Below are 25,275 nucleotides of genomic sequence, written 5' to 3' on the forward strand. Positions count from 1 at the left end.
CAGCCGGGACTAGCCCCGTCCGAGCAGCGCCTTGATCGACGCAGACGCCTTGGGCTTGGGCTGCGCGTCGAGAGGCGCGTGTGGATCGACAGCTCTGGTGCCGTCGATCTCGCCGGTCGATCCGGCCAGTTCCTCGTAGTCGGAGTCACCGGTCAGATGGAACAGCAGGAAGGCCGTCAGGACGGCGCGGGTGCGCTGCTGAGTCTTGCGGTCGGGCTTGTTGATACCGAGTGCGCCGAGTATCCGGCGACCCTCGACGAAACCATCCGCGGTCGAGCCGTCGACTCGTCGCAGGATGGACGGCCCGTGCCAGGCCTGGGCGAGAGCGAGTGAATTGTCGGTGAGCGAATCGGCGTTCGAGTTGTCTCCGACGACGAGTCCCGGCACGGAAAGGCCGGCTGCGGCGTCCTCGGACGAGGGCGCAGTCGGTGCGGGGAACAGCGCGGCGACGGCCTTGATGTCCGATCGTCGGGAAGCGGCGAGCACTGCGGTGCCTGCACCCATCGCGTGGCCCGCCGTGGCGAGTTTGTCGGGATGGACGCTGATGTTGCCTGGGCCCAGTCGCACGCCCGTCATGATGTCGAGCACAGTGCCCAGATCGGTGGCGAGGCCGCGATGAGACGGTACGAGACCGTGCTCGGTGTCCGGTGCCGCAACCACGATGCCCCAGGACGCGAGATGCTTCAGGGTGTCGGTGTAATGACTGGGACGCAGCATCCAGCCGTGTGCGAAGGCGACGCCGGGCAGGCCGTAACCCTCGGCTGGGGTGTAGACGACACCGGGTTGCCCGGCGAGGGCCAGGTCGCCTCGCAGCACCTTGTGCGGGCCGCGCTTGGAGAGAGCAGATGCCAGCTTCTTCGGTTTCGCCACGAGAGATGACGCTACCGAACTGCGGCGCGTCAGGGGGACACCGGACACGTCAACCTGAGCGAATGGGTCGTGCGCGCCCCGCCGAGTACCCTGATTGTCCATGTGCGGAATCGTGGGTTACGTCGGCCACCGCCCAGCTCTGGGTGTGGTGGTCGAGGCGCTTCGGCGTATGGAATATCGGGGTTACGACTCCGCGGGCATCGCCATTCTCGACGGTGCGGGAGCGACAGCCGTCGAGCGCAAGGCGGGTCGACTGGCGAATCTCGAAGCCGAATTGGACGACATCGGTACCGATACGTTCGTCGGCACCACCGGAATGGGTCATACCCGGTGGGCGACACACGGCCGTCCCACTGACCGCAACGCCCATCCGCATCGGGACGCGTCCGGAACGGTCGCGGTGGTGCACAACGGCATCATCGAGAACTTCGGACCGCTGCGTGCCGAACTGGAAGCGGTCGGGATCGAGTTCCTCTCCGATACCGACACCGAGGTCGCGGTGCACCTGGTCTCGCGTGCTTACGCCGATGGCCCGACCGCGGGCGATTTCGTGGCCAGCGCGAAAGCAGTTCTGCGTCGTCTCGAGGGTGCGTTCACCCTGGTGTTCACCCATTCCGATCATGCGGACACGATCGTCGCGGCGCGCCGCTCCACGCCATTGGTTCTCGGCGTCGGCGAGGGCGAGATGTTCCTCGGGTCCGATGTCGCTGCCTTCATCGAGCACACTCGCAACGCTGTCGAACTCGGCCAGGACCAGGTCGTCGTCATCACCGCCGACGGCTACGACATCAGCGATTTCGAGGGCAACGAGGCGCAGGGGCGTCCGTTCCGAATCGATTGGGATCTGGCAGCCGCCGAGAAGGGCGGCCACGACTACTTCATGCTCAAGGAGATCCAGGAGCAGCCCGCGGCGGTGGCGGACACGTTGCTCGGCCACTTCGACAACGGTCGAATTGTGCTCGACGAGCAGCGACTGTCCGATCAGGAACTGCGCGACGTCGACAAGGTGTTCGTCGTGGCCTGCGGTAGCGCGTACCACTCGGGCCTGCTCGCCAAGTACGCGATCGAGCACTGGACCCGGCTTCCGGTCGAGGTGGAACTGGCCAGCGAATTCCGCTATCGCGACCCGGTACTCGATCGATCGACCCTGGTCGTCGCCATCTCGCAGTCCGGCGAGACTGCGGACACTCTCGAAGCAGTTCGGCACGCCAAGGATCAGAAGGCCCGGGTTCTCGCGGTGTGCAACACCAACGGCTCGCAGATTCCGCGTGAGGCCGACGCCGTCCTCTACACGCGTGCCGGTCCGGAGATCGGCGTCGCGTCGACCAAGGCCTTTCTCGCGCAGGTGACCGCGAACTATCTGGTCGGGTTGGCGTTGGCGCAGGCTCGCGGCACCAAGTATCCCGACGAGGTTGCGCGTGAGTTCGCCGAACTCGAAGCGATGCCCGAGTTGGTGCAGCGGGTGCTCGAGACGGTCGAGCCGGTTCGGGCGCTGGCACGAGAGCTCTCGACGGCCACGACCATTCTGTTCCTCGGCCGACACGTCGGGTACCCGGTTGCGCTCGAAGGCGCGCTCAAGCTCAAGGAACTCGCGTACATGCACGCGGAGGGTTTCGCAGCGGGCGAGCTCAAGCACGGTCCGATCGCGCTGATCGAGGACGGTGTGCCGGTGATCATCGTGATGCCGTCGCCGAAGGGTCGTGCGGTGTTGCACTCGAAGATGCTGAGCAACATTCGCGAGATTCAGGCTCGTGGTGCGCGAACGGTCGTCATCGCCGAAGAAGGCGACGAGGCCGTACGGCCTTTCGCCGACGATCTCATCGAGACCCCGGCAGCCTCGACGCTGTTGCAGCCCCTTCTGTCGACGATTCCGCTGCAGGTGTTCGCCGCCGAGGTCGCGCAGGCGCGCGGCTACGACGTGGACAAGCCGCGCAACCTGGCCAAGTCCGTCACCGTCGAGTAGCGCTCGGCATGCGCGGTTACTACACACCCGAACAGATTCGGAATGCGGAAGCGCCGCTGCTGAACTCGTTGCCCAACGGTGTTCTCATGCGGCGCGCCGCGTACGGCTTGGCGACCGTCGTGGCGGGCGAACTGGCCGCGCGCACGGGCGGCGTCGCCGGGCGGCGCGTGACGATTCTGGTGGGCACGGGCGACAACGGCGGCGACGGTCTGTGGGCGGGGACATATCTGCGTCGCCGCGGTGTCTCGGTGTCGGCTCTTCTGCTCGACCCGACGCGGGTGCACGCCGAAGGTCTTGCAGCCCTGCGAGCGTCGGGCGGACGAGTGGTGACTCGGTGCGGACCTGCCGACATCGTGGTCGACGCCATCGTGGGAATTTCCGGCAAGGGTCCGTTGCGGCCCGATGCGGCTGCGGTGGTCGAGCAGATCACCTCACCGATCGTGGCCGTGGACATTCCCAGCGGAGTGGACGCGGAGACCGGTGCCGCACTGGGGCCGGCCGTGACCGCCGACGTGACGGTGACGTTCGGAGCCCGTAAGCCCGTGCATGTGCTGGCCGTACCTCGTTGTGGCCGAATCGAACTCGTGGACATCGGCCTCGAGCTGCCCGCGCCGGCGATGGCGTCGCTCGAGCCGGCCGACGTAGGACGGGTGTGGCCGATTCCCACGGCCGCGGACGACAAGTATTCGCAGGGCGTGGTGGGTGTCCTGGCCGGCAGCGCCACGTTCCCCGGTGCCGCACTGCTCTGCGTGGGCGCGGCTGTCGCGGCCACCTCAGGGATGGTCCGCTACGTGGGAAGCGCAGGCGCAGAGGTCGTGTCGCACTATCCGGAGGTCGTTGCCGCCCCGGATCTCGACACGGCTGGGAGGGTGCAGGCGTGGGTGGTCGGTCCCGGTTTCGGCACCGACGAGGAATCCGCGGAGATCGTGCGTCGAGTTCTGGACACGGACCTGCCGGTGGTCGTCGACGCGGATGCGCTCACTGTCCTCGCACAGAACGAAGGCTGGGTTGCCGGACGCGCCGCACCGACCCTGCTGACCCCGCATGCCGGAGAATTCGCCCGCCTGACCGGATCCGATCCCGCACCCGACCGAGTGGGATCGGTTCGAGATCTCGCCGCGCGTTGGGGCGTCACCGTTCTGCTCAAGGGACGGGCGACGATCGTCGCCGATGCGGACGGCACCACGTTCGTCAGCGATGCCGGAGGATCGGCCGCGTCGACGGCCGGCTCGGGCGACGTACTGTCGGGCATTCTCGGGGCCCTGCTCGCGTCGGGAATGGCACCGTCCACGGCGGCTGCCTGCGGAGCGAAGGTCCACGCCCTGGCCGCCGCCCGTGCGGCTCACGGGTCCGGTGGAGAGTTCGCGGCACCCATTTCTGCGAGCCCACTGTGTGAGGCCATTCCCGACGCGATCCGAACCGTGCGCTCACTCCCAACGTGACCGTGGTGGTGCGTGGCCCACGTCCGACACCAGGTGTGTCACGACTTGTGGCACCCTGATCCGTCGTATCGGCGGCCCGGATGGCACTATCGAATGTTGTGAGTATCGGCTGCGACGACGAGAGGACCGATCCTCGGACGGGTTCGGGCGCTGTGGCGTCCGTCGACCTCGACGCAGTGGCTCACAACGTCCACATGTTGCAGCAGTTCGCCGGGGACGCCGCAGTGATGGCGGTCGTCAAGGCCGACGGATACAACCACGGTGCCGTCGAAGTCGCACGCGCCGCAGTGTCAGCGGGGGCGCAGGAGCTCGGCGTCACCACCATCGGCGAGGCCCTCGAACTCCGGGCAGCGGGAATCACGGTCCCGGTGCTGGCGTGGTTGCATCGAACGGATTCGGACTTCGCTGCGGCAATCGCCGGGCAGGTGGGGATCGCAGTGTCCACGGCCGCCCAGCTCGATGCCGTGGTCGACGCCGCGCGCCGAGTCGGCCGAACCGCTGATCTCACGCTCAAGATCGACACCGGGCTCAACCGCAACGGGGTCGCGGAAGCCGATCTCGACGACGTGCTCGACACGACGGCGGTTGCCGTCGCGGAGGGCAGTGTTCGGTTGACCGGAATGTTCTCGCACTTGGCATGCGCCGACGAGCCGGGTCATCCGGCCAACGATGCCCAGGCGGAGCGGCTTCGAGACGCCGTGCGGCGCGCTACCCGCCGCGGAACACCTCCCGCCGTCGTGCATCTGTCCAACTCGGCTGCCACCTTGACCAGACCCGATCTCGGTTTCGACATGGTCCGCCCGGGTATTGCTCTGTACGGCTTGTCGCCGGTACCCGAGCTGGGGACATACGGGCTACGCCCGGTCCTGACGCTCTCGGCGCAGGTGGCGAACATCAAGAAGGTGAGCGAAGGTGAATCGGTGTCCTACGGCTACACCTGGACCGCTCCCGCAGACACCGTGGTCGCACTCGTCGCTCTCGGTTACGCCGACGGTGTCGTTCGCCGCCTCAGTGGGCGGTTCGGTGTGACCATCGGAGGTCGCCGCTATCCCTCGGTGGGGCGCGTGTGCATGGATCAATTCGTCGTCGACCTCGGTGGCGGCGGCTCGGGTGTCGCGGTCGGCGACGAGGCGCTACTGTTCGGGCCAGGGGACAGGGGAGAAGCGCACGCTCAGGATTGGGCGGATGCGCTCGACACAATCAGCTACGAGGTCGTCACCGGCATTCGTGGACGTGTTCGACGACGGTTCGTCGCCGCGCACTCAGGGGAGGCGACGAAATAGATCATGCTCGGATTGCTGCAGAGTATTGCAATTGTGGTGCGCGAGACGGCGTTCCGGTCCAACAAGGATCCGCTGGCCACCGAGAATCTCGACCTGATGGATGCCGACCGAGGCAGTATCGTCACCGCGGACGACGGCGTGCCGCTCGCGGTTCGCGAAGTCGGTCCCTCGGATGCCGAACTGACCGTGATATTCGTGCACGGTTACTGCCTTCGCACGTCGTCGTGGCATTTCCAACGACGTGCACTCGAACAGCAATGGGGTTCGACGGTCCGCATGGTCTTCTACGACCAGCGCGGTCACGGGCGGTCGGGAGTACCGAGCCCGGAGAGTTGCACCATCGGTCAACTCGGCCTCGATCTCGATGCGGTGATTCGCTCGGTGGTACCCAAGGGCCGCATCGTTCTGGTGGGGCACTCGATGGGCGGAATGTCGATCCTGTCGATGGCGCGGCAACGATCGGACGTGCTGCGTCAGCGTGTCATCGGCGCAGTCCTGATCTCGACGACAGCTGCCGGTCTCGCGCAATCCGGGGTGGGCCGAAGTCTGCAGAATCCGGCCGTCGACGCGTTCCGGCTCGCGGTGCGGACGTCGCCCGGCTTCGTGCAGTTCGGTCGCGGAGCTGTGCGCGCACTCATCTCACCGGTACTGCGCGCGGCGTCTTACGGCACCAGGGTGTCCCCACGACTGGTGGCATTCTCCCAGTCGATGATCGACGACACGTCCGTCGTCACGATCGTCAATTTCCTCGAGACGCTCGAGTTGCACGACGAGTCCGAGGCCTTGCTGGAATTCGAGAACATTCCGGTATCGGTCGTGTGTGGCGACGAGGATTGGATCATTCCGTTCGCGAGCTCGGAGGCTCTGGCTCAGGCCCTGCCGCGTTCGGAGATGGTGCGTGTGCGCCAGGGCGGGCACTTGGTTCAACTCGAATTTCCGGAACAGGTCAACGGTGCGATCGCGCGCCTCGTGGCACGGGCAACGGAGGCCGCGGGCAAGAAGCGGCGGTGGGGCGTTGTCTGACGAGCCGCTGATCTTGCCGGTGGATGTCGAATTGGCCACTGCCGCAGACACTGCCGAGTTCGGCGCACGGCTTGCGGACGTTCTGGTCGCCGGCGATCTGGTGATTCTCGACGGCCCGCTCGGGGCCGGAAAGACAGCCATGACGAAGGGGATTGCGGCCGGACTCGGTGTGCAGGGCCGCGTCACCTCGCCGACGTTCGTGATCGCCCGTGAGCACCGGGCCGGGTCGCGGCCCCACGGTCTGCCGCCGGTTGCGCTCGTCCACGTCGATGCGTATCGGCTGGGGATGACGGGGCAGTCGGCGCTCGACGAACTCGATGCCCTCGACCTCGATACCGACCTCACGGACGCCGTGGTCGTGGTCGAGTGGGGTGAGGGATTGGTCGAGAAGCTGACTGACGGCCATGTGTCGGTTCGTCTGACGCGTGACCCGGACTCCGACGTTCGACGCGCGACGGCACGCCGCGTGGAATCGGTGGTCACGCCGCAGCACTGAGCCCGGCCGGCTGTGCACGACGGCAGTGAGTCGGCATGCGAGCGTGCGGGTAATCTGAAACATCGTGCTTGTACTTGCCGTCGACACCTCGACCCCCGCCGTCACCGCAGGTGTGGTGAGTCTGACCGAGTCCGCCGTCGGTGCAGTGGCCACGACGCTCGCCACGCGGGTTCGGGTGGACGCGCGATCGCATGCAGAAATACTCACCCCCAACATCCTCGAGTGCCTGTCCGAGGCGCAGATCACCGCCGCCGATCTCGGTGCCGTCGTCGTCGGCGTCGGTCCAGGGCCCTACACCGGCTTACGGGTGGGAATGGCGACGGCAGCGGCCTTCGGTGACGCACTCGGTCTTCCGGTGTTCGGCGTCTGTAGTCTCGACGCCATTGCCTCGGATGTCTCCGAATCCGGGTCCCTGTTGGTGGTGACCGATGCGCGTCGACGCGAAATCTATTGGGCGCGTTACGAAGCGGGAGTGCGAGTCGCGGGACCCGACGTCGTGGCCCCGGCCGAACTGGACCGTGTGGGAGTCGACGCGGTCGCCGGATCGGCACCGCATGCTGCGGCATTCGAGCTTCCGGTTCATGATGTGCAGGCACCGTCTCCGGCCGGACTGGTCGCGGTGGCCGCCGCCGATATCGGCAGCGGGATCGTGCCCGGCCCGCTCGTCCCGTTGTACCTGCGCCGCCCCGACGCCAAGACGCTCGACGAGCGAGCCGCAGCGAAGGCTCTGAAGTGACCGTGTCGATCGAGTCGATGACGGCGGCGGATGCTGCTCGGTGCGCGTATCTCGAGACCGTGCTGTTCCCGGGTGACGACCCGTGGGCCGAGGATGCATTCATCGCGGAATTGGCCGCGCCACACAATCATTACGTCACCGCGCGAGAGAACGACGAGGTCGTCGGCTACGCAGGCATCTCGCTGCTGGGGCAGCCGAGCCGCGGAGCGTTCGTCGTCGGTGAGTCCGAGGTGCACACCATCGGAGTCGATCCGTCGCATCACCGCAGGGGAATCGGCGGGCGATTGCTCGACGAACTGCTGCGCGTGGCCGACGAGCACGGTGGGCCGGTCTTTCTCGAGGTCCGCACCGACAACGAGCCCGCCATCGAGCTGTACCGACGCGAAGGGTTCCAGATCGTGGGCACCAGGGCCGGGTACTACCAGCCGAGCGGGGCCGACGCCTTCACCATGCGTCGGCCCGAGAACACGAAAGGATCAGCCCGATGATCGTCATGGGTATCGAAAGTTCCTGCGACGAAACAGGAGTCGGGATCGTCCGCTGGGGCGGAGCGGGGACGTGCGAACTGATGGCCGACGAGGTCGCCTCCAGCGTCGACGAACACGCGCGGTACGGCGGAGTGGTGCCCGAGGTGGCGTCGCGCGCACATCTCGAAGCGATCGTGCCGACCATGCGGCGGGCTCTGGCGGCCGCGGACATCGAGCGTCCCGACGCCGTCGCGGTGACGATCGGGCCGGGGCTGGCCGGGGCGTTGCTGGTCGGGGTTGCCGCTGCGAAGGCGTACGCCGCGGCCTGGGGCGTGCCCTTCTATGCGGTCAACCATCTCGGTGGACACGTCGCGGTCGATACGCTCGAGCACGGCCCGATGCCGTCGTGCGTGGCGCTGTTGGTCTCCGGAGGACACACTCATCTGCTGCACGTCGACGATCTGTCCCGGCCGATCGCCGAGCTCGGGACCACGGTCGACGACGCAGCGGGGGAGGCCTTCGACAAGGTTGCGCGGCTCCTCGGATTGGGGTATCCGGGTGGCCCGGCACTCGATGATGCTGCGCGCGAGGGTGACCCGGCTGCGATCGCGTTTCCCCGAGGCATGACCGGCCCACGCGATGCCCGTTACGACTTCTCCTTCTCCGGGGTCAAGACGGCCGTCGCTCGATTCGTCGAGGCCAGACAACGTGCGGGGGATCCGATTCCTGTCGCAGACATCGCGGCGTCCTTCCAGGAATCCGTCGCCGATGTCCTGACGATGAAGGCCGTTCGCGCGGCAACCGACGTCGATGTCGACACGATCGTGCTGGGTGGGGGTGCCACCGCCAACTCTCGCATTCGTTCGCTGATCGAAAGTCGCTGTGCAGAGCAGGGTTTGACGCTGAGAATTCCGAAGCCGCGACTGTGTACCGACAACGGCGTGATGATCGCCGCACTGGGCGCCCACCTCGTTGCGGGCGGAGCCGAGCCGTCGGCGTTGACCGCTGTGACCGACCCCGGCCTCTCGGTCGCGACCAGTCAGGTGCCCGGCTGAGCGTCCTGCGTTGCGGCTGTGGTCTCGGACGAACGCGGAACCGACGGCTCGGCTGCCGACAGTGGATCGGTCGGGGATCCGGACGCCGCGGGAGCTGCGACCGGCGGCGACCATACCGTCGGTGGTGCCGTCAGTTCCGGGGTGGGTTCCGAACCGCTGACATCGGTGGTCGGCACGGTGATCGACTCGGTCGGCACCGGAGTGAACTCGGGTGTGACCTCGGGTGTGACCTCGGTAGTGGGCTCGGGCGTCGGGCCGGGAACGATCTCGGTCGTGTCGCTCGGGTCCGAGGACTCGATCGGTTCGGAGGGTCGAACCGGAGTCGTGGTGACCGAGGTCGGCGGCTCGATCGGGATCCCGGTGGTGGCATCGGGGGACGACGGGTTCGTGGTGGGGTCGATCGGCCACTCGATCCGCGGGAGGTCCGGTGCGGGACGCAGTGTCGGGGTACTGGTCGGCGGAGCGGTCGTGGTGAACCGCGCCGACGATCCGGTGGCGTCCACCGAGGTCGCCGTGGGGTCGGATCGATCCCCGGGGGTGCGTCCTGCTGTCGTCTGATCCTCGTCGGGGGAGTAGCCCCCGGTGGCCGGCGCACCGGTATCGCTGGATTCGGTCGCGGATCGCGCGGTACTTCCGGCCGGAGAGACGCTGGCATCGTCGGCAGGCGTCATCGTCTGCACGCCGTAGGCGAGAACGAGACCACCTGCGACGACGGCGGCCGCGATCGCACCGGAGTACCGACTCATCCGGGTCGCGGTGTTGCGCGTGGCCGAGACGAGTTGGTAGCCGCCGCCGTCGGCAGATGCGGCAACGGAGGCAGCGCCGACGGCAAGAACCGCGTCGGGCTCGGACATTCGAACGACCGGGGCGTGGAACATGTCGGTGAGCGTGGCGGCGAGCAGGGGGATGTGCGCCCCTCCACCGATCAGCACGATGACCTCGGGTTCGTGAGTGCTCTCGTCGAACACTCCTCGTACGAACTCGGCTGCGGTGCCGAAGATCGGGGTCGCGGCGGTGTCGAATGCGTCCCGGGTGACCGTCAGCGGGATTCCGCTGTAACGCGCGATGCTGACTTCGTCCGAGTGGGACAGCTGTTCCTTGACCGATCGGTACCGCGCGGACCCGATTCCGCGGTCGTCGCGGATGTCGTCCCGAAGGTTGTCACGGGTCATGTCCTGCACGAGGTTCCGGACGAGCACGTTGATGGCGTCGCCGCCGACGGCGTCCGATCGGCCGTGCGCCAGTACCTTGTCGGTGGTTCGATCGGTGACGGTGACCGACATGCCCGAGGCACCGAGATCGACCAGCGCGATCGTGTCGTATCGATCGATGAGGCCGGTGGTCGCCAGATGCGCGGACGCGGCAGCGGATTCGGGCACCAGTCGAACATCGCGGGTGGTGTGGGCCAGCGCTGCGCGAATTCCCGCAGCGTGCTCCTCGGTGCGGTAGGTGACGGCGATCGCGTCGGGGGTCCGGTGACCGGGAATCAGAGAGGCCATGAGTTCGATGGCCGAGGTGACCAGATCACCGATGTCGGTGTTCGCTTGGCGATCGGTGGAGACGGTGCGGTATTCGACCGTGCGACTACCGTCGGTGTCGACGGTGACGAGGGCTGCGCACACGACCTCGGATCCGGTGGATATACCCACGCCTACTCGCATGCTGCACCTCCCGCCCCTGTGTACCTGTCCGGAATCGACTGCTCTGTGTGCCATGTCGCGGCACGGCTGTCGACCGTTATCGCTCGGACAGCTCCGTTATCGTAACGTTACTTCGTGCCTCATCGCGAGCGCGATATGCCGCTCGGTAGGTTCTTCGGTGAAAGTTCATAGCCTCCTACCTGGTCTTTCGATGGCTTCGCGGACGCCGGTAAAACAGCGGGAAACGACTCCGGTGTTCGGCGTTTCGGGTCCTGATTCGCCCGTTTTCGGATCTTTGCGGTGGTGCAGGAGGGCGCGTGCGCACGCGCGCGACCCACGTGTCACGAACCTGGCGAACCCAGCCCTTGAGTGCTGGCACTCTCGTGTATAGAGTGCTAGTTGGCACCGAGCGAAGTCCCGGCACCCGCGACGACGGGAACGAGTTCAGGCCGTGATTGTCAGAACCGCAGGAGAAGTACTTACACACAGCTGTCCGGGGATCCGACCCCGGACGCGTACCCCATAACTTTGGAGGGCTCAACGTGGCGAGCGTGAAAATCAAGCCGCTCGAGGACAAGATCCTCGTCCAGGCCAACGAGGCCGAGACGACGACCGCCTCCGGTCTGGTCATCCCCGACACAGCCAAGGAGAAGCCCCAGGAGGGCACCGTCGTCGCCGTAGGCGAAGGCCGTGTCACCGAGAAGGGCAACCGCATCCCGGTCGACGTCAAAGAAGGTGACACCGTCATCTACAGCAAGTACGGCGGCACCGAGATCAAGTACGCCGGCGAGGAGTACCTGATTCTGTCGGCACGCGACGTGCTGGCTGTCATCGCCAAGTAGGCCACAACGCATCCCGCCCCGGTATCCGATTTTCGTGTCGGTCCCGGGGCGGTGTGCGTTCGATCGAGTTTCTTTACTCGAAGGAGTAACACCGAAACATGGCAAAGCAAATCCAATTCAACGAGGAAGCGCGCCGCGCACTCGAACGCGGCGTCGACAAGCTGGCCGACGCCGTCAAGGTGACGCTCGGGCCGCGGGGACGCCACGTCGTCCTGTCCAAGGCATTCGGCGGTCCGACCGTCACGAACGACGGCGTCTCGATCGCTCGTGAGATCGACCTGGAAGATCCGTTCGAGAACCTCGGCGCGCAGCTGGTCAAGAGCGTCGCCACCAAGACCAACGACGTCGCAGGCGACGGAACCACCACCGCGACGGTCCTCGCGCAGGCGCTCGTGCGCGGCGGTCTGAAGAACATCGCCGCAGGTGCCAACCCGATCGCACTCGGCACCGGCATCTCCAAGGCGGCCGACAAGGTCGCCGAGGCTCTGCTCGCCGCCGCAACCCCGGTCGAGGGCAAGCAGGCGATCGCTCAGGTCGCCACCGTGTCCTCGCGTGACCCCGAGATCGGCGAACTCGTCGGCGAGGCGCTCACCCGCGTCGGCGCGGACGGCGTCGTCACCGTCGAGGAGTCCTCGACGCTGCTCACCGAGCTCTCGGTCACCGAAGGCGTGCAGTTCGACAAGGGCTACCTCTCGCCGTACTTCGTCACCGACGTCGACGCGCAGGAAGCAGTTCTCGAGGACGCGTACGTCCTGCTGTACCGCGAGAAGATCACCTCGCTTCCGGACTTTCTGCCGCTGCTGGAGAAGGTTGCCGAGAGTGGCAAGCCGTTGCTCATCATCGCCGAGGACACCGAAGGTGAAGTTCTCTCGACGCTGGTCGTCAACTCCATCCGCAAGACGATCAAGGCCGTGGCGGTCAAGGCACCGTTCTTCGGTGATCGTCGCAAGGCGTTCCTCGACGATCTCGCGGTCGTGACGGCCGGCCAGGTCATCACCGCCGATGTGGGTCTGAGCCTGAAGGAAGCCGGACTCGAGCTGCTCGGTCGCGCTCGTCGCGTCGTCGTCACCAAGGACGACACGACCATCGTCGACGGTGCGGGCACGCAGGACGACATCGACGCGCGCGTCGGTCAGCTCCGCCGCGAGATCGAGAACACCGACTCCGAGTGGGATCGCGAGAAGCTCGAAGAGCGTCTGGCGAAGCTCTCGGGCGGCATCGCGGTCATCAAGGTCGGCGCTGCCACCGAGACCGAGCTCAAGGAACGCAAGTTCCGCGTCGACGACGCTGTGGCTGCGGCCAAGGCCGCCGTCGAAGAGGGCATCGTCCCCGGCGGCGGTTCGGCTCTGACTCAGGCAGCGTTGGCTCTGGCCGACGACCTCGGCCTGACCGGCGACGAAGCCACCGGTGTGGCCGTGGTGCGCAACGCACTCAACGCACCGCTGTTCTGGATCGCCTCCAACGCGGGCATCGACGGTTCCGTCGTCGTCAGCAAGGTGGCAGAACTGCCGAAGGGACACGGATTCAACGCCGCGACCCTGACGTACGGCGACCTGTTGGCCGATGGCGTCGTCGATCCGGTCAAGGTGACGCGCTCCGCTGTGGTCAATGCCGCGTCGGTTGCACGCATGATCCTGACGACCGAGAGCGCGATCGTGGAGAAGCCGGAAGAGGCCCCCGAGCCTTCTGCCGGGCACGGACACGCTCACTGACGTTCGATGACACGAGAAAGCCCCCAACCCTTTCGGGTTGGGGGCTTTCTCGTGTGTTCGGGTGATTACACCGCAATGCGGCGGCGATTGTGACGAGCGTGCAGTTCTCGCTCGGTCTCCGACATTCCGCCCCAGATCCCGTAGGGCTCGCTGACGTTGAGGGCGTGTGTACGGCACTGGGCGAGGACGGGGCAACTACGGCACATTTCCTTCGCCCGCATCTCGCGCTGTGCTCGTGCCCGGCCCCGCTCGCCGTCCGGGTGGAAGAACATGGACGAATCGACGCCACGGCACAGGCCGTGCATCTGCCAATCCCAAATGTCGGCGTTCGGCCCAGGGAGGTGATTCGGCTGCGGCATGGAAACTCCTAGGGTGGTGTGGCTTCTCGGATTCGTGATCCGAATGCCGACAACGTTATGTGGATCGACGAAATCGAGTCAATAGTTCTCTGTCGTGTGCAAATGCATAGTTATGGGGCAAAGAATTAACACGGGCGATATTTACTTCGACTCACCCGCGTGCGTGTCCTTCCTGTTGAAGAATCCGTCGACACGGGAGACGATGGGAAGGGCATCGGCATTCCGGCTGTCGAAGCGAAGTCGCGGAGCTCAGTCGTCCGGCGTCGGTCGTCAATGTGATAGCTCGATGCGACCGGCATGACGTAGTTGATGTTTTCCCTGTTCACAGCCGTTTCGTTGGTGCTTCGGGCCGCTCCGTGGCACGCGTCGGGTGAGGCGTCGATCCATTCGGTCGAGGCCGCGCGAGGTGTCCGACGCGATTGCGCGGAGCGCCGTCCGGGACCCGAAGGGGCGAACGGACGGCGTGCGGCGCATCGCTTGCCGATCGTGTGACCGACTGCGCCGATTAACCTATTCGCCACACAGCGTTCAGATTCTCGTCTTCGAGTCGGCTGTGTTCACATTGTTAATTCCTTGAAAACTGCATTCTCTGCGCGCGAAACGACCCGTTGTCCCTTTTCGGACCGACAGTGAATTCGCCTCACGCAATTGCGCCGCGTCGTATCGGTAGGACTCGGACGCCGTTCGTCATCGGCGATGGCCCTACCCTTGCCTCCGTGCCTTCAGAGCAGAGCTCGCTGTTCACCGCGACGCAGTCCGAACTCTTCGACGCCGCATTCGGCGGCAACCCCGGCCGATTCCCGCTGCCTGCAGCCACCGATCCGCGAGAGAGCTGGTTTCGCAGTGTCGCGTTGGCAGGGCAGGGCCGGTACAGCGCAGCCGGAGTCGAGCTTCGGCGGTATCGACCCCGCAGCGCGGAGCTTCGGTCGCTGCACGCGTCGACCACGGCGTCGTGGTTGCGTCAGGTGGGCGAACACGAGCGAGCCCGCCGCTGGGACGGCATCGCGGTCCTTCTCGTCGGACTCGGGGGACCGCCGAGATCGACGGACTCGGTGGAGGCCCGGAGCGATGCGCTGACCGGCCTGGCCGCAGATGCGTTGGGAATCGGACGTTTCGGCCTCGCGGACACCCTGTTGGCCCGCAGTGCCGAGCAGCGGCAGGACCCCGCCGGTCAGGGGCTGTGGCGTCCGGCACTACGGGCGTCGTGGGTAGCGGCCGAGCTGGCGATGATGCGCGGCGACGGCCCAGGGGCGGTCCGACACGCCGAGAACGCTCGGGCTCTCGCCAACGATGCCGATTCGTTACGCCACATCGTCAAGACCGACCTGGTGGCTGCGGCGGCGCTGAGCTGTGTCGGTGAGACCGGTCGTGCTCGTGAGTCGGCCGTTCAGGTGGCCTGCGCTGCGGAGATGGCCGGGCTGCTGCCCCTGCGCTGGGCCGCCACGATGCTCTGCGAAGGAACAGGCGGGGTCGACGCCGGGATGGCCTCGTCCGCCGACCTGGCCGCCGCCATCGATCGCCTGGGTGGTTCGACGGTCGGTTGACCAGGACCTGGGTCGAAGGCGGACCGATCGGTTCGGTTGTGGCCGGGTGGTGTCGCTATCCTTGGTCTCGTTCCACCACCACGTGGAAGCGCTCCCAGGCGGGTGCGTACCTGTAACGCGGGGAAATTTGTCGACGATGAACAGTGCGGGTGAGGAGTTGGACTCTTTCGTCGTTGCCGCAGCGCAAGGCGATCGACTGGCTCTGTCCCGGGTCTTGGAATTCATCCGACCACTCGTCGTTCGGTACTGCCGAGCACGGGTCGGTTCGGCTGAGCGCGGTCAGCTTTCGGCCGACGACGTGGCGCAGGAGGTCTGTTTGGCAGTCATGACCGCCTTGCCGCGATACCAGGATCAAGGTCGTCCGTTCATGGCATTCGTGTACGGCATCGCGGCTCACAAGGTCGCCGACGCCCATCGCAGTGCCTCGCGTAACAAATCGGACCCGGCCGCCGAAGTACCAGATGTCGTGTCGATGGAGCACGGACCGGAGCAGCGCGCTCTCGAATCCGAGTCGAGTCGACAGATGACTGCACTGCTGGACACCTTGCCTGCCAAGCACCGCGAGATTCTGGTGCTCCGACTCATCGTCGGACTGTCGGCCGAGGAAACAGCAGCCGCCGTCGGCAGCACTGCAGGCGCTATCCGCGTGGCTCAGCACCGAGCTATCGCAAAACTGAAGAACGAAGTTGTGAGAGCAGGTGAAATGTATGGCTAGGGACAATGGTCACGGTGGCCCCGGTGAGACGCCGCGTCGCGGAATCTCGCGTATCGGTGAGCACGTGAACTCCACTGGACCGAAGCAGAACGATCCCTATGCCGACATCGGCGCAGACGGTGGTCCTGTGGACCTCGTCGCCGTACGTCGTGACGATGCGTTCATCGACGCGATCAGTGGCGACGGACCGATTGCCACCGATGACGCAGACGAGTACCAACTCGCCCTTCTGTTGGCCAATTGGCGAGCAGACGTGATCACGCCGGCCATGCCGGCCGGACCCTCCCTCGACGTGGTCGTCGCCTCCGTCGAACGCGAGAAGCTCGCCGCCGACATGGCGCGCTCGAGCTCGGCCAACCGCGGTGGACGCATGCGTCTGCTGCGTCCCATCGCCGGTGCCGCAGCCGCGATCGCCGTCGTGATGGGTGGTCTGGTGGTCATCTCGTACAACTCGACGCCGGACGATCCGTTGTGGAGCGTCAAATCGGTCGTCTTCTCGGAGCAGGCGGATTCGACTGTCGCTCAGATCGATACGACGTCGAAGTTGCAAGAGGCGGAGAATCTCCTGTCCTCGGGGGACACCACTGCCGCTCGCGCACTCCTCGACGGTGCGTCGAACAGCAGTTCCGCTGTTCTCGACGACGGTCAGCGCGCCGAGCTCGACCAGTGGCTGGCACGTCTGCTGCAGGAGTTGCAGGCACTGACGGTGCCCGCGCCTGTCCCGCCCCCGGTTCCGGTCGTTCCGGCTCCGCTCCCCAGCCCGGAGGTCTTCGTGCCACCGGCACCGGTGGATCAGGTCACGCCCGATACCACGGGTGTGCAGAGCACTCCGGCTCCGGCAACGACGACGCCCGAGGTTCCGCCCACGACGACGACGCCGAGTCCGACAACGACCACCGACGTCACACCGACGGTGCTGCAAGAGCCCGATCAGCCGACGGCAACCGCCGGAGGCAGCAGCTCCTCGGAGAACCGCGACCGTATGTCGGTTCCCTCCGGCGGCAGCTGACAGGTTCTCGATCCTTCACCGGACACGAAGAAGCCCGACACGATCATCGTGTCGGGCTTCTTCGTTGCGAAGTGTCGGAGGTCAGCTGTCGAATCCGTCGCCGTGCAGCGCGTCGTTCATCGAAGCGTCGGCGAAGCCTCGGCAGTAGTCCCAGGTCACGTAGGCGTCGGGTACGGGGTCGTAGGCAGGCTCGTGCGGCCGGACGGTGCCGTCGACGAGCAGCTGGAGCAGATTCGCACGCAGCATGTCCCAGTCGTGGTAGTGGTCCTGCTGGCAGTCCTCGCAGCACACGACGAGACCGCGGATGCCGCGGTGGCCCAGGAGAGCCTCGTAGACAGCCAGGTCCGCCAGGTCCTCTTCGACGGCCAATCGCTCCTGAGGATCGAGGGGCTGGCCTGGCTCGATGGCGTCGAGGGCGGCCGACGGGTCGGCTGGGTCTCCGGCGAACGGATCCGGGGGTAGACCGGGAGGCAATTGATCGCGCACGCCTCCACGGTACGCAGGACTGGTGGGTCTGCGCCAGCCGTTCGAACGCGACATGCCGGACGTACCTGCCACCGACAACGCCGAGGACCGGGGTTTCGGTGCTCGAAGCCACTCACAGCGAGACGCATTCGCACTGGTTGTGCCCTAGCCGATACCATGGTTCACGGCGCTGAACAGATGAGTGCAAGTGCCGAAACTCCATCCGTTCTCCAATCCCGCACTGCGGTGCGCCTGCGAGCTCTCACCGGCCGCACGCCGCGCCGAAGTGCAACCAGGCTCTAGGGAGGGCCAGATTCGCATGAGTAGTCCCGGAGCCCACGTCCGCACAGGCGGCGACGATCCCAACAAGGTCGCGATGCTCGGCCTCACGTTCGACGACGTCCTGCTGCTGCCGGCCGCTTCGGATCTGATTCCCAGCTCGGTCGATACGTCCAGCCAGATCACCCGCGAGATCCGCTTGCGAGTGCCGCTGGTCAGCTCGGCCATGGACACCGTCACCGAGGCCCGGATGGCCATCGCCATGGCCCGCGCAGGCGGTATGGGCGTGTTGCACCGCAACCTGTCACTGCAGGATCAGGCGTCCCAGGTCGAGACGGTCAAGCGTTCGGAGGCCGGGATGGTCACCGACCCCGTCACCTGCAAGCCCACCGACTCGTTGGCCGAGGTCGACGCCATGTGTGCGCGCTTCCGTATCTCCGGTCTTCCCGTCACGGACGAGACCGGCGCGCTGGTCGGTATCATCACCAACCGCGACATGCGATTCGAGGTCGATCAGAATCGCCGCGTCGCCGACGTGATGACCAAGGCCCCGTTGATCACCGCTCAGGAGGGCGTGACTGCGGAAGCTGCGCTCGGCCTGCTGCGCCGTCACAAGATCGAGAAGCTGCCGATCGTGGACGGCAAAGGCGCGCTGACCGGCCTGATCACCGTGAAGGACTTCGTCAAGACCGAGCAGCACCCCGATGCCACCAAGGACCGTGACGGTCGACTGCTGGTCGGTGCCGCTGTGGGCGTCGGGCAGGATGCCTGGTCTCGGTCGATGGCATTGACCGACGCCGGAGTGGACGTCATCATCGTCGACACCGCGCACGGCCACAATTCGCAGGTGCTCGAGATGGTCAGCAAGCTCAAGGCGGAGGTGGGCGACCGCGTTCAGGTCGTCGGCGGCAACGTTGCCACCCGCGCGGGCGCACTCGCTCTCGTCGAGGCAGGCGCGGATGCGGTGAAGGTGGGAGTCGGACCGGGATCGATCTGCACCACCCGTGTGGTCGCAGGTGTCGGTGCTCCGCAGATCACCGCCATTCTCGAAGCCGTGGCCGCGTGCAAGCCGCACGGTGTGCCGGTCATCGCCGACGGCGGTATGCAGTTCTCCGGTGACATCGCCAAGGCTCTCGCCGCCGGTGCCTCGACCGCCATGCTCGGATCGTTGCTGGCCGGAACCGCAGAGTCTCCGGGTGAGCTGATCCTGGTGGGCGGCAAGCAGTTCAAGAGCTACCGCGGAATGGGTTCGCTCGGCGCGATGCAGGGACGCGGGGGAGCGAAGTCGTTCTCCAAGGACCGCTACTTCCAGGACGACGTGTTGGCCGAGGACAAGTTGGTGCCCGAGGGCATCGAGGGTCGCGTCCCGTACCGCGGACCGTTGAACCAGGTCATCCACCAGCTCACCGGTGGTCTGCGCGCTGCGATGGGGTACACCGGGTCCACCTCGATCGAGGACCTGCAGAAGGCTCAGTTCGTACAGATCACGGCGGCCGGGCTCAAGGAGAGCCACCCCCACGACATCACGATGACCGCAGAGGCCCCGAACTACACCACCCGATAGTCGCTTCGGCCTGTTTGGGCCGATTCGATTCGCTCCCGAAGTAGAAAGGTGCGCGCGTGCGCGACCTCGTTGAAATCGGCATGGGCAGAGAAGCCCGCCGCACCTACCAGCTGGACGACATCGACATCGTGCCGTCCCGTCGTACCCGGTCGTCGAAGGAGGTGTCGACGGCATGGCAGCTCGACGCGTACCGCTTCGACATTCCCCTCCTCGCGCATCCGACCGATGCTCTGGTCTCGCCCGAGTTCGCGATCGAGCTGGGTCGACAGGGTGGGCTGGGGGTCATCAACGGTGAAGGGCTGTGGGCGCGCCACTCGGACGTGCAGGCCAAGATCGATCAGCTGATCCACATCGCCGAGACCGATCTCGATCCCGACGCGCCGATCGCCTTCCTGCAGGAACTGCACGCCGCACCGCTCCGGCCGGATCTGCTGGCCGCAGCGGTCGGTCAGGTCCGTGACTCCGGGGTGACCGTCGCCGTTCGGGTGAGCCCCCAGAACGCTCGCTCGCTCACCCCTGCCCTCGTTGCATCGGGCCTCGATCTGCTGGTCATCCAGGGCACGATCATCTCCGCCGAGCACGTGGCACACGGCGAGGACGAGCCGCTCAACCTCAAGACCTTCATCGCGGAACTCGACGTTCCCGTCATCGCCGGCGGCGTGAGCGATCACCGCACCGCACTGCACCTGATGCGTACCGGTGCGGCAGGCGTCATCGTCGGTTACGGCTCGGTCGAAGGTGGCACGACCACCGGTGAGGTGCTCGGTATCGGCGTTCCGATGGCCACCGCCATCGCCGATGCGGCCGCGGCGCGTCGGGACTACCTGGACGAAACCGGCGGGCGCTACGTGCACGTCATCGCCGACGGCGACATCACCACCTCCGGTGCGCTCGCCAAGGCCATCGCCTGCGGGGCCGATGCTGCGGTTCTCGGTGCTCCGCTGGCCGTCGCTGCCGAGGCTCCCGGCGGAGGTTGGTACTGGCCGTCCGCCGCGGCGCATCCGTCCATGCCGCGCGGTGCGCTGCTGCCGATGTCGGCGGGGGACCGTCCGAGCCTGGATCAGGTGCTCAACGGACCGTCGCGTGAGTCGTACGGCTCGATCAACCTCGTCGGCGGACTGCGTCGGTCGATGGCGAAGTCCGGATACTCCGATCTCAAGGAATTCCAGAAGGTGGGCCTGAACGTCAGGGCCTGACGACGTCTGTTCCAAAGGGCGCGTACTCCTCTCGCACGGGGGGTGCGCGCCCTTTCTGCTGCATGGCGTCCACGTAAGTCGACCCTGGGTTGGTGATACCTCTCGTAACAGCTAGAATCGCTTGTGGCGGTAGTCACATAGGGGTGTGCATACTGTTCGACAGCATCGGATGTAGCGGAGGTCACCATGGGTTCAGCTGTTCGCGCCACGGATTACGACGTCTTGATCGTCGGTTCGGGCTTCGGCGGAAGTGTCACCGCGCTGCGCCTGGTGGAGAAGGGATACCGCGTCGGCATCCTGGAAGCCGGGCAGCGCTTCGAGGACAAGGACTTCGCGAAGAACAGCTGGGACCTCAAGCGTTTCCTGTGGGCACCGAAGCTCGGCCTCTACGGCATCCAGCGCGTGCACCTGCTGCGCGACTGCCTCATCCTCGCCGGTGCCGGAGTCGGCGGCGGTTCGCTGAACTACGCGAACACCCTCTACAAGCCTCAGGCACCGTTCTTCGAGGACAAGCAGTGGGCGCACATCACCGACTGGAGCAGTGAACTCTCCCCGTTCTACGACCAGGCCACCCGCATGCTCGGCGTCGTGCGCAACCCGCACATGACCCCCGCCGACGAGGTGATGAAGTCGGTTGCCGAGGACATGGGCGTTGCCGACACCTTCATCCAGACCCCGGTGGGCGTGTTCTTCGGAGACGAGCCCGGCAAGACCGTCCCGGATCCGTACTTCGGCGGCGCAGGTCCCGAACGCACCGGATGTATCGAGTGCGGCGAGTGCATGACCGGTTGCCGCCACGGAGCCAAGAACACCCTGCTGAAGAACTACCTCGGCCTGGCCGAGCGCGCGGGAGCCGAGATCGTGCCGATGACGACCGTCACCGGTCTCGTTCCGCGATCCGACGGCACCTGGGACGTCGACACCGAACGCACCGGCGCTCGGCTGCGCAAGGGGCGCAAGACCTACAGCGCAGCCAACGTCGTGCTGGCGGCCGGCACCTGGGGCACGCAGAACCTGCTGCACAAGATGAAGGACACCGGCGCGCTGCCCCGTCTGTCGGACACGCTCGGGGAGCTGACACGCACCAACTCCGAGTCGATCGTCGGAGCGGCCAAGCTGGCGGTCGATCCGAACATGGACCTCACCCGCGGAGTCGCGATCACGTCCTCGTTCCATCCCAGCCCCAACACCCACATCGAACCGTGCCGCTACGGCAAGGGCTCGAACGCGATGGGCATGCTGCAGACCCTGATGACCGACGGCGGCGGACGAGTGCCGCGGTGGCTCAAGTTCGTGTTCGCGCTGATCGCGCACCCGATTCAGTTCCTGCGCGTCGTCAACGTCCGGCACTGGAGCGAGCGCACCATCATCGCGCTGGTGATGCAGAACCTCGACAATTCGATCACCACGTTCACCAAGCGTGGTGCCTTCGGCCGGAAGATCTCGAGCAAGCAGGGGCACGGCCAGCCCAACCCGACGTGGATCCCCGAGGGCAACGACGCCACCCGACGCATCGCGAAGAAGATCGGCGGCGTCGCGGGCGGTACCTGGGGAGAATTGTTCAACATCCCGCTCACGGCCCACTTCCTCGGTGGGTGTGCCATCGCCTCGGATGCCGAGCACGGTGTCATCGATCCGTACCACCGCGTCCACGGCTACCCGACGCTCAGCGTGGTCGACGGGGCCGCCGTATCGGCCAACCTCGGAGTGAACCCGTCGTTGACCATCAGCGCGCAGGCCGAGCGTTCCGCCGCACTGTGGCCGAACAAGGGCGAGCTGGATCTCCGTCCGGCACAGGGGCTGCCGTACCAGCGTCTCGATCCGATCGCCCCGAACTCTCCGGTCGTCCCGGTGGATGCTCCGGGTGGTCTGCGACTGCCGATCGTGGAGATTCGGTCGGGTTCCTCGGCGATGCCCGTCGAGCATTCGGGTGTTGCATGAGTGCTGGAACAGTCCCACTAGACTGACCCGGTGACCGACTCCTCTGCACACGATCCCGCACACGCACGCCCGGTTCTCGTCGTCGATTTCGGCGCCCAGTACGCGCAGTTGATCGCCCGCCGTGTGCGCGAGGCCAACGTGTACTCCGAGGTGATCTCGCATACCGCGACGGCCGAGGAGATCGCAGCGAAGGACCCTGTCGCGCTTGTGCTTTCCGGCGGACCCTCCAGCGTCTACGCCGAGGGCGCGCCCGAGCTCGACTCCGCTCTCCTCGACCTCGGCATCCCCGTGTTCGGCATCTGCTACGGATTCCAGGCCATGGCCCAGGCCCTCGGCGGAACCGTCGAACACACCGGAACGCGGGAGTACGGTCGCACTCAGCTCAGCGTGGACGGCGGTCGTCTGCACGACGGTCTGCCCGCAACGCAGCCGGTCTGGATGAGTCACGGTGACGCGGTCACCGCGGCCCCGGAAGGCTTCACCGTCACGGCCACCAGCGCAGGTGCGCCGGTGGCTGCCTTCGAGAACGAGGGCAAGCGCATGGCGGGCGTGCAGTATCACCCCGAGGTTCTGCACTCCCCGCACGGGCAGCAGGTGCTGAGCCGATTCCTGCACGAAACGGCTGGCATCGCCCCGGACTGGACTGCGGCCAATATCGCCGACGCTCTGGTCGACGCAGTGCAGGAGCAGGTGGGCCCCACGGGCAAGGCCATCTGTGGCCTCTCGGGCGGCGTCGACTCCGCCGTGGCGGCGGCACTGGTGCAGCGGGCCATCGGTGACCGTCTGACCTGTGTCTTCGTCGACCACGGACTGCTGCGCGCCGGCGAGCGTGAGCAGGTGCAGCAGGACTTCGTGGCCGCGACCGGAGCCAAGCTCGTCACGGTCGATGCGGTCGACACCTTCCTCGGCGCGCTCGAGGGCGTCTCCGACCCGGAGGAGAAGCGCAAGATCATCGGCCGCGAGTTCATCCGGAGCTTCGAGGGTGCCGTGGCCGAGGTGCTGGGCGAGAACGCCGAGCACGGCGACGCCGTCGAGTTCCTGGTGCAGGGCACGTTGTACCCGGATGTCGTCGAGTCCGGGGGCGGGTCCGGTACCGCGAACATCAAGAGTCACCACAACGTCGGCGGACTGCCGGACGATCTGCAGTTCGCCCTGGTCGAGCCGCTGCGTGCACTGTTCAAGGACGAGGTGCGTGCGGTCGGACGCGAACTGGGATTGCCCGAGGACATCGTCGGCAGGCAGCCGTTCCCCGGACCCGGCCTGGCGATCCGCATCGTCGGTGAGATCACCCGCGACCGTCTGAACACGCTCCGCCATGCCGATTCGATTGTCCGAGAAGAACTTACGGTCGCGGGCTTGGATCAGCAGATCTGGCAGTGCCCGGTGGTGCTGTTGGCCGACGTGCGTAGCGTGGGAGTGCAGGGCGACGGCCGTACCTACGGGCACCCGATCGTGCTGCGGCCGGTCTCGAGCGAGGACGCGATGACGGCGGACTGGACCAGGCTGCCGTACGACGTGTTGGAAACGATCTCGACTCGGGTGACCAACGAGGTTCCGGAGGTCAACCGAGTCGTTCTCGACGTCACCAGCAAGCCGCCGGGCACCATCGAGTGGGAGTGAGGGCGTCAGTTCTTCCTGCTGGGGCCCAGTAGAAGCGCGAAGCCAACGACCACCGCGGCGACGACGAACACCCAGCGGAACTGGACGTCGCCCAGTGCCGCGATCGCATCTCGGCCGATGAGTGCTGCGACCGAGACGACCATGGCAGCGAGGCCGGCGAGGAGCAACAGTGCCGAGGGGCCGCGTCGGCCAGAGGTGTGATCCTCGGTGTCGGAATCGGCGCTGCCGTGGTCGAGTCCGATGCGGTCGGTCTTGTTCTTCTTCACGGGTTCTCCACCTTCAGTTCGCCGAGTGCCAGATCGCCGACGATCGTCAGAACCGGAGTATCGGTGGTGCCAGGGCCGAAGCGTGTCTCGGTGGGGCACTGACCGATCGCCGCCTCGCACTCCACGATCACGTTCATCGAAGCGGGCACGGTGACCGACGCGCTGCCCAGCGCCACATCGATCTCGACTGTGTGGTCTTCGGCGAGTTCGAGGCCGGTGAGGTCGAGGTTCAGCTCGCCGGCCCCGACGTCGTAGGAGGGGTCGAGCTCGGCGGCGGTGAGTGGGGCGATCGTCTGATTCCCCGACACTCTGTTGTTCAGGTCCACCGGACCGACCGCCGACGCCAGAACGACGAAGCCGGCCAATGGTGCTGCGACCACCAGCAGTCCGTAGCCCTTGCGTAGGAACGCGCCCAATACGAGTCCCACGGAGATGATTGCCAGAGCGACGGCACCGACACGGCCCGGTGATGCCCAGTCTCCGCCGGTAGCCGAACCGACTGCCGCGGTGACTGCGGCAGCGAGCAGAGCCAGGCCGAGAAAGCTTGCCGTCCAACGTGATCGGCGCTTGCGTTCGATCGCCGCAGGCGGAAAGGTGCCTGTCGGTTCGGGAAGATCCCAGGCGAACGGGGCCACACCGAGCGGATCCCACGACGGGGGAGTCACGGTCGGCATGTCGGTGTGCAGGTCGGCCGGCTTCTCGGCGGATGCGGTCGACTTGCTCAGGTTCACGGTGTGCGCGTCGGCGTCGATGCCGGTGTGCTCGAGGGGCTTCGGCGTCGGAACGTC

General features: G+C 66.4%; 22 protein-coding genes and 1 pseudogene. 17 read left to right on the forward strand and 6 right to left on the reverse strand.

The window, feature by feature from the left end; all coding sequences use genetic code 11:
• Window positions 1-9: 9 nt before the first annotated feature.
• Complete coding sequence (locus tag CH256_RS12795; RefSeq protein WP_068051305.1) at window positions 10-870, reverse strand: dienelactone hydrolase family protein; 861 nt, start codon at window positions 868-870, stop codon at window positions 10-12.
• A 100-nt stretch (window positions 871-970) separates the two neighbouring features.
• Here CH256_RS12795 and glmS point away from each other — a divergent pair, with 100 nt between their 5' ends.
• The 8 genes from glmS to tsaD all read left to right on the forward strand — a co-directional run bounded on the left by glmS (window position 971) and on the right by tsaD (window position 9,335).
• Entirely contained in the window at window positions 971-2,833 is a 1,863-nt protein-coding gene (gene glmS / locus CH256_RS12800) for a glutamine--fructose-6-phosphate transaminase (isomerizing) (protein WP_094669787.1), read from the forward strand.
• An 8-nt stretch (window positions 2,834-2,841) separates the two neighbouring features.
• Window positions 2,842-4,275: an NAD(P)H-hydrate dehydratase gene (locus tag CH256_RS12805; RefSeq protein ID WP_094669788.1), complete on the forward strand. Its 1,434-nt coding sequence runs from the start codon at window positions 2,842-2,844 to the stop codon at window positions 4,273-4,275.
• An 80-nt stretch (window positions 4,276-4,355) separates the two neighbouring features.
• The gene (gene alr / locus CH256_RS12810; RefSeq protein ID WP_179272087.1) at window positions 4,356-5,558 is read left to right on the forward strand and encodes an alanine racemase; all 1,203 of its coding nucleotides are present in this window, start codon (window positions 4,356-4,358) and stop codon (window positions 5,556-5,558) included.
• A 3-nt stretch (window positions 5,559-5,561) separates the two neighbouring features.
• Window positions 5,562-6,581 carry an alpha/beta fold hydrolase gene (locus CH256_RS12815; RefSeq protein WP_094639149.1) on the forward strand — a complete coding sequence of 340 codons (1,020 nt, stop codon included), beginning with the start codon at window positions 5,562-5,564 and terminating at the stop codon, window positions 6,579-6,581.
• Window positions 6,574-7,077 (forward strand): tRNA (adenosine(37)-N6)-threonylcarbamoyltransferase complex ATPase subunit type 1 TsaE, encoded by a 504-nt coding sequence (gene tsaE / locus CH256_RS12820; RefSeq protein ID WP_094669789.1) that lies wholly within the window; start codon window positions 6,574-6,576, stop codon window positions 7,075-7,077. The genes CH256_RS12815 and tsaE overlap by 8 nt, the downstream gene beginning before the upstream one ends.
• Window positions 7,078-7,141: 64 nt before the next feature.
• Window positions 7,142-7,813, forward strand: a complete 672-nt coding sequence (tsaB, locus tag CH256_RS12825) for a tRNA (adenosine(37)-N6)-threonylcarbamoyltransferase complex dimerization subunit type 1 TsaB (RefSeq protein WP_094669790.1) — start codon at window positions 7,142-7,144, stop codon at window positions 7,811-7,813.
• Window positions 7,810-8,301: a ribosomal protein S18-alanine N-acetyltransferase gene (gene rimI, locus CH256_RS12830; RefSeq protein ID WP_094669791.1), complete on the forward strand. Its 492-nt coding sequence runs from the start codon at window positions 7,810-7,812 to the stop codon at window positions 8,299-8,301. The genes tsaB and rimI overlap by 4 nt, the downstream gene beginning before the upstream one ends.
• Entirely contained in the window at window positions 8,298-9,335 is a 1,038-nt protein-coding gene (gene tsaD, locus CH256_RS12835) for a tRNA (adenosine(37)-N6)-threonylcarbamoyltransferase complex transferase subunit TsaD (RefSeq protein ID WP_094669792.1), read from the forward strand. Before rimI ends, tsaD begins: the two co-directional genes overlap by 4 nt.
• Here the strand turns inward: tsaD and CH256_RS12840 are convergent.
• Complete coding sequence (locus tag CH256_RS12840) at window positions 9,320-10,996, reverse strand: Hsp70 family protein (protein ID WP_094669793.1); 1,677 nt, start codon at window positions 10,994-10,996, stop codon at window positions 9,320-9,322. The two genes, tsaD and CH256_RS12840, sit on opposite strands and share 16 nt — an antisense overlap.
• A 521-nt stretch (window positions 10,997-11,517) precedes the next feature.
• Between CH256_RS12840 and groES the strand changes: the two genes are divergently transcribed.
• Both groES and groL read left to right on the forward strand, forming a co-directional pair.
• Window positions 11,518-11,817 carry a co-chaperone GroES gene (gene groES, locus CH256_RS12845; protein ID WP_008718149.1) on the forward strand — a complete coding sequence of 100 codons (300 nt, stop codon included), beginning with the start codon at window positions 11,518-11,520 and terminating at the stop codon, window positions 11,815-11,817.
• A gap of 98 nt (window positions 11,818-11,915) precedes the next feature.
• On the forward strand, window positions 11,916-13,529 hold the full coding sequence (gene groL, locus CH256_RS12850) for a chaperonin GroEL (RefSeq protein ID WP_094639155.1): 1,614 nt from the start codon (window positions 11,916-11,918) through the stop codon (window positions 13,527-13,529).
• Between the two features lie 65 nt (window positions 13,530-13,594).
• On the opposite strand, the gene CH256_RS12855 is transcribed toward groL, so the two are convergent.
• Complete coding sequence (locus CH256_RS12855; RefSeq protein WP_027496361.1) at window positions 13,595-13,888, reverse strand: WhiB family transcriptional regulator; 294 nt, start codon at window positions 13,886-13,888, stop codon at window positions 13,595-13,597.
• Between the two features lie 716 nt (window positions 13,889-14,604).
• Here CH256_RS12855 and CH256_RS12865 point away from each other — a divergent pair.
• The 3 genes from CH256_RS12865 (at window position 14,605) to CH256_RS12875 (ending at window position 17,156) form a co-directional block, all read left to right on the forward strand.
• The gene (locus tag CH256_RS12865; RefSeq protein WP_094669795.1) at window positions 14,605-15,432 is read left to right on the forward strand and encodes a hypothetical protein; all 828 of its coding nucleotides are present in this window, start codon (window positions 14,605-14,607) and stop codon (window positions 15,430-15,432) included.
• Window positions 15,433-15,568: 136 nt separating this feature from the next.
• Window positions 15,569-16,147, forward strand: a complete 579-nt coding sequence (locus tag CH256_RS12870) for a sigma-70 family RNA polymerase sigma factor (protein WP_032397500.1) — start codon at window positions 15,569-15,571, stop codon at window positions 16,145-16,147.
• A complete protein-coding gene (locus tag CH256_RS12875; RefSeq protein ID WP_094639156.1) occupies window positions 16,140-17,156 on the forward strand; it encodes an anti-sigma-D factor RsdA in 1,017 nt (338 codons plus the stop codon). Before CH256_RS12870 ends, CH256_RS12875 begins: the two co-directional genes overlap by 8 nt.
• Before the next feature lie 81 nt (window positions 17,157-17,237).
• Here CH256_RS12875 and CH256_RS12880 read toward each other — a convergent pair whose 3' ends face one another.
• The gene (locus tag CH256_RS12880) at window positions 17,238-17,642 is read right to left on the reverse strand and encodes a DUF5319 domain-containing protein (protein ID WP_032378069.1); all 405 of its coding nucleotides are present in this window, start codon (window positions 17,640-17,642) and stop codon (window positions 17,238-17,240) included.
• A 298-nt stretch (window positions 17,643-17,940) separates the two neighbouring features.
• On the opposite strand from CH256_RS12880, the gene guaB reads away from it, so the two are divergent.
• The 4 genes from guaB to guaA all read left to right on the forward strand — a co-directional run bounded on the left by guaB (window position 17,941) and on the right by guaA (window position 24,221).
• The gene (gene guaB / locus CH256_RS12885) at window positions 17,941-19,464 is read left to right on the forward strand and encodes an IMP dehydrogenase (RefSeq protein WP_176460343.1); all 1,524 of its coding nucleotides are present in this window, start codon (window positions 17,941-17,943) and stop codon (window positions 19,462-19,464) included.
• Between the two features lie 56 nt (window positions 19,465-19,520).
• Window positions 19,521-20,660 (forward strand): GuaB3 family IMP dehydrogenase-related protein, encoded by a 1,140-nt coding sequence (locus tag CH256_RS12890; protein ID WP_037188243.1) that lies wholly within the window; start codon window positions 19,521-19,523, stop codon window positions 20,658-20,660.
• 186 nt (window positions 20,661-20,846) lie between these two features.
• Complete coding sequence (locus tag CH256_RS12895) at window positions 20,847-22,601, forward strand: FAD-dependent oxidoreductase (RefSeq protein WP_094669796.1); 1,755 nt, start codon at window positions 20,847-20,849, stop codon at window positions 22,599-22,601.
• 30 nt (window positions 22,602-22,631) lie between these two features.
• A complete protein-coding gene (gene guaA, locus CH256_RS12900) occupies window positions 22,632-24,221 on the forward strand; it encodes a glutamine-hydrolyzing GMP synthase (protein WP_032397497.1) in 1,590 nt (529 codons plus the stop codon).
• 5 nt (window positions 24,222-24,226) lie between these two features.
• Here the strand turns inward: guaA and CH256_RS12905 are convergent, their stop codons facing one another.
• Together CH256_RS12905 and CH256_RS12910 are read right to left on the reverse strand one after the other, a co-directional pair.
• The gene (locus CH256_RS12905; RefSeq protein WP_373454814.1) at window positions 24,227-24,487 is read right to left on the reverse strand and encodes a hypothetical protein; all 261 of its coding nucleotides are present in this window, start codon (window positions 24,485-24,487) and stop codon (window positions 24,227-24,229) included.
• Window positions 24,484-25,275: pseudogene (locus tag CH256_RS12910) on the reverse strand (PspC domain-containing protein); the annotation flags it as partial. The pseudogene CH256_RS12910 and the gene CH256_RS12905, both read right to left, overlap by 4 nt.

Source organism: Rhodococcus sp. 05-2254-6, from assembly GCF_002258565.1.
In the GTDB taxonomy this organism is placed as follows: Bacteria; Actinomycetota; Actinomycetes; order Mycobacteriales; family Mycobacteriaceae; genus Rhodococcoides.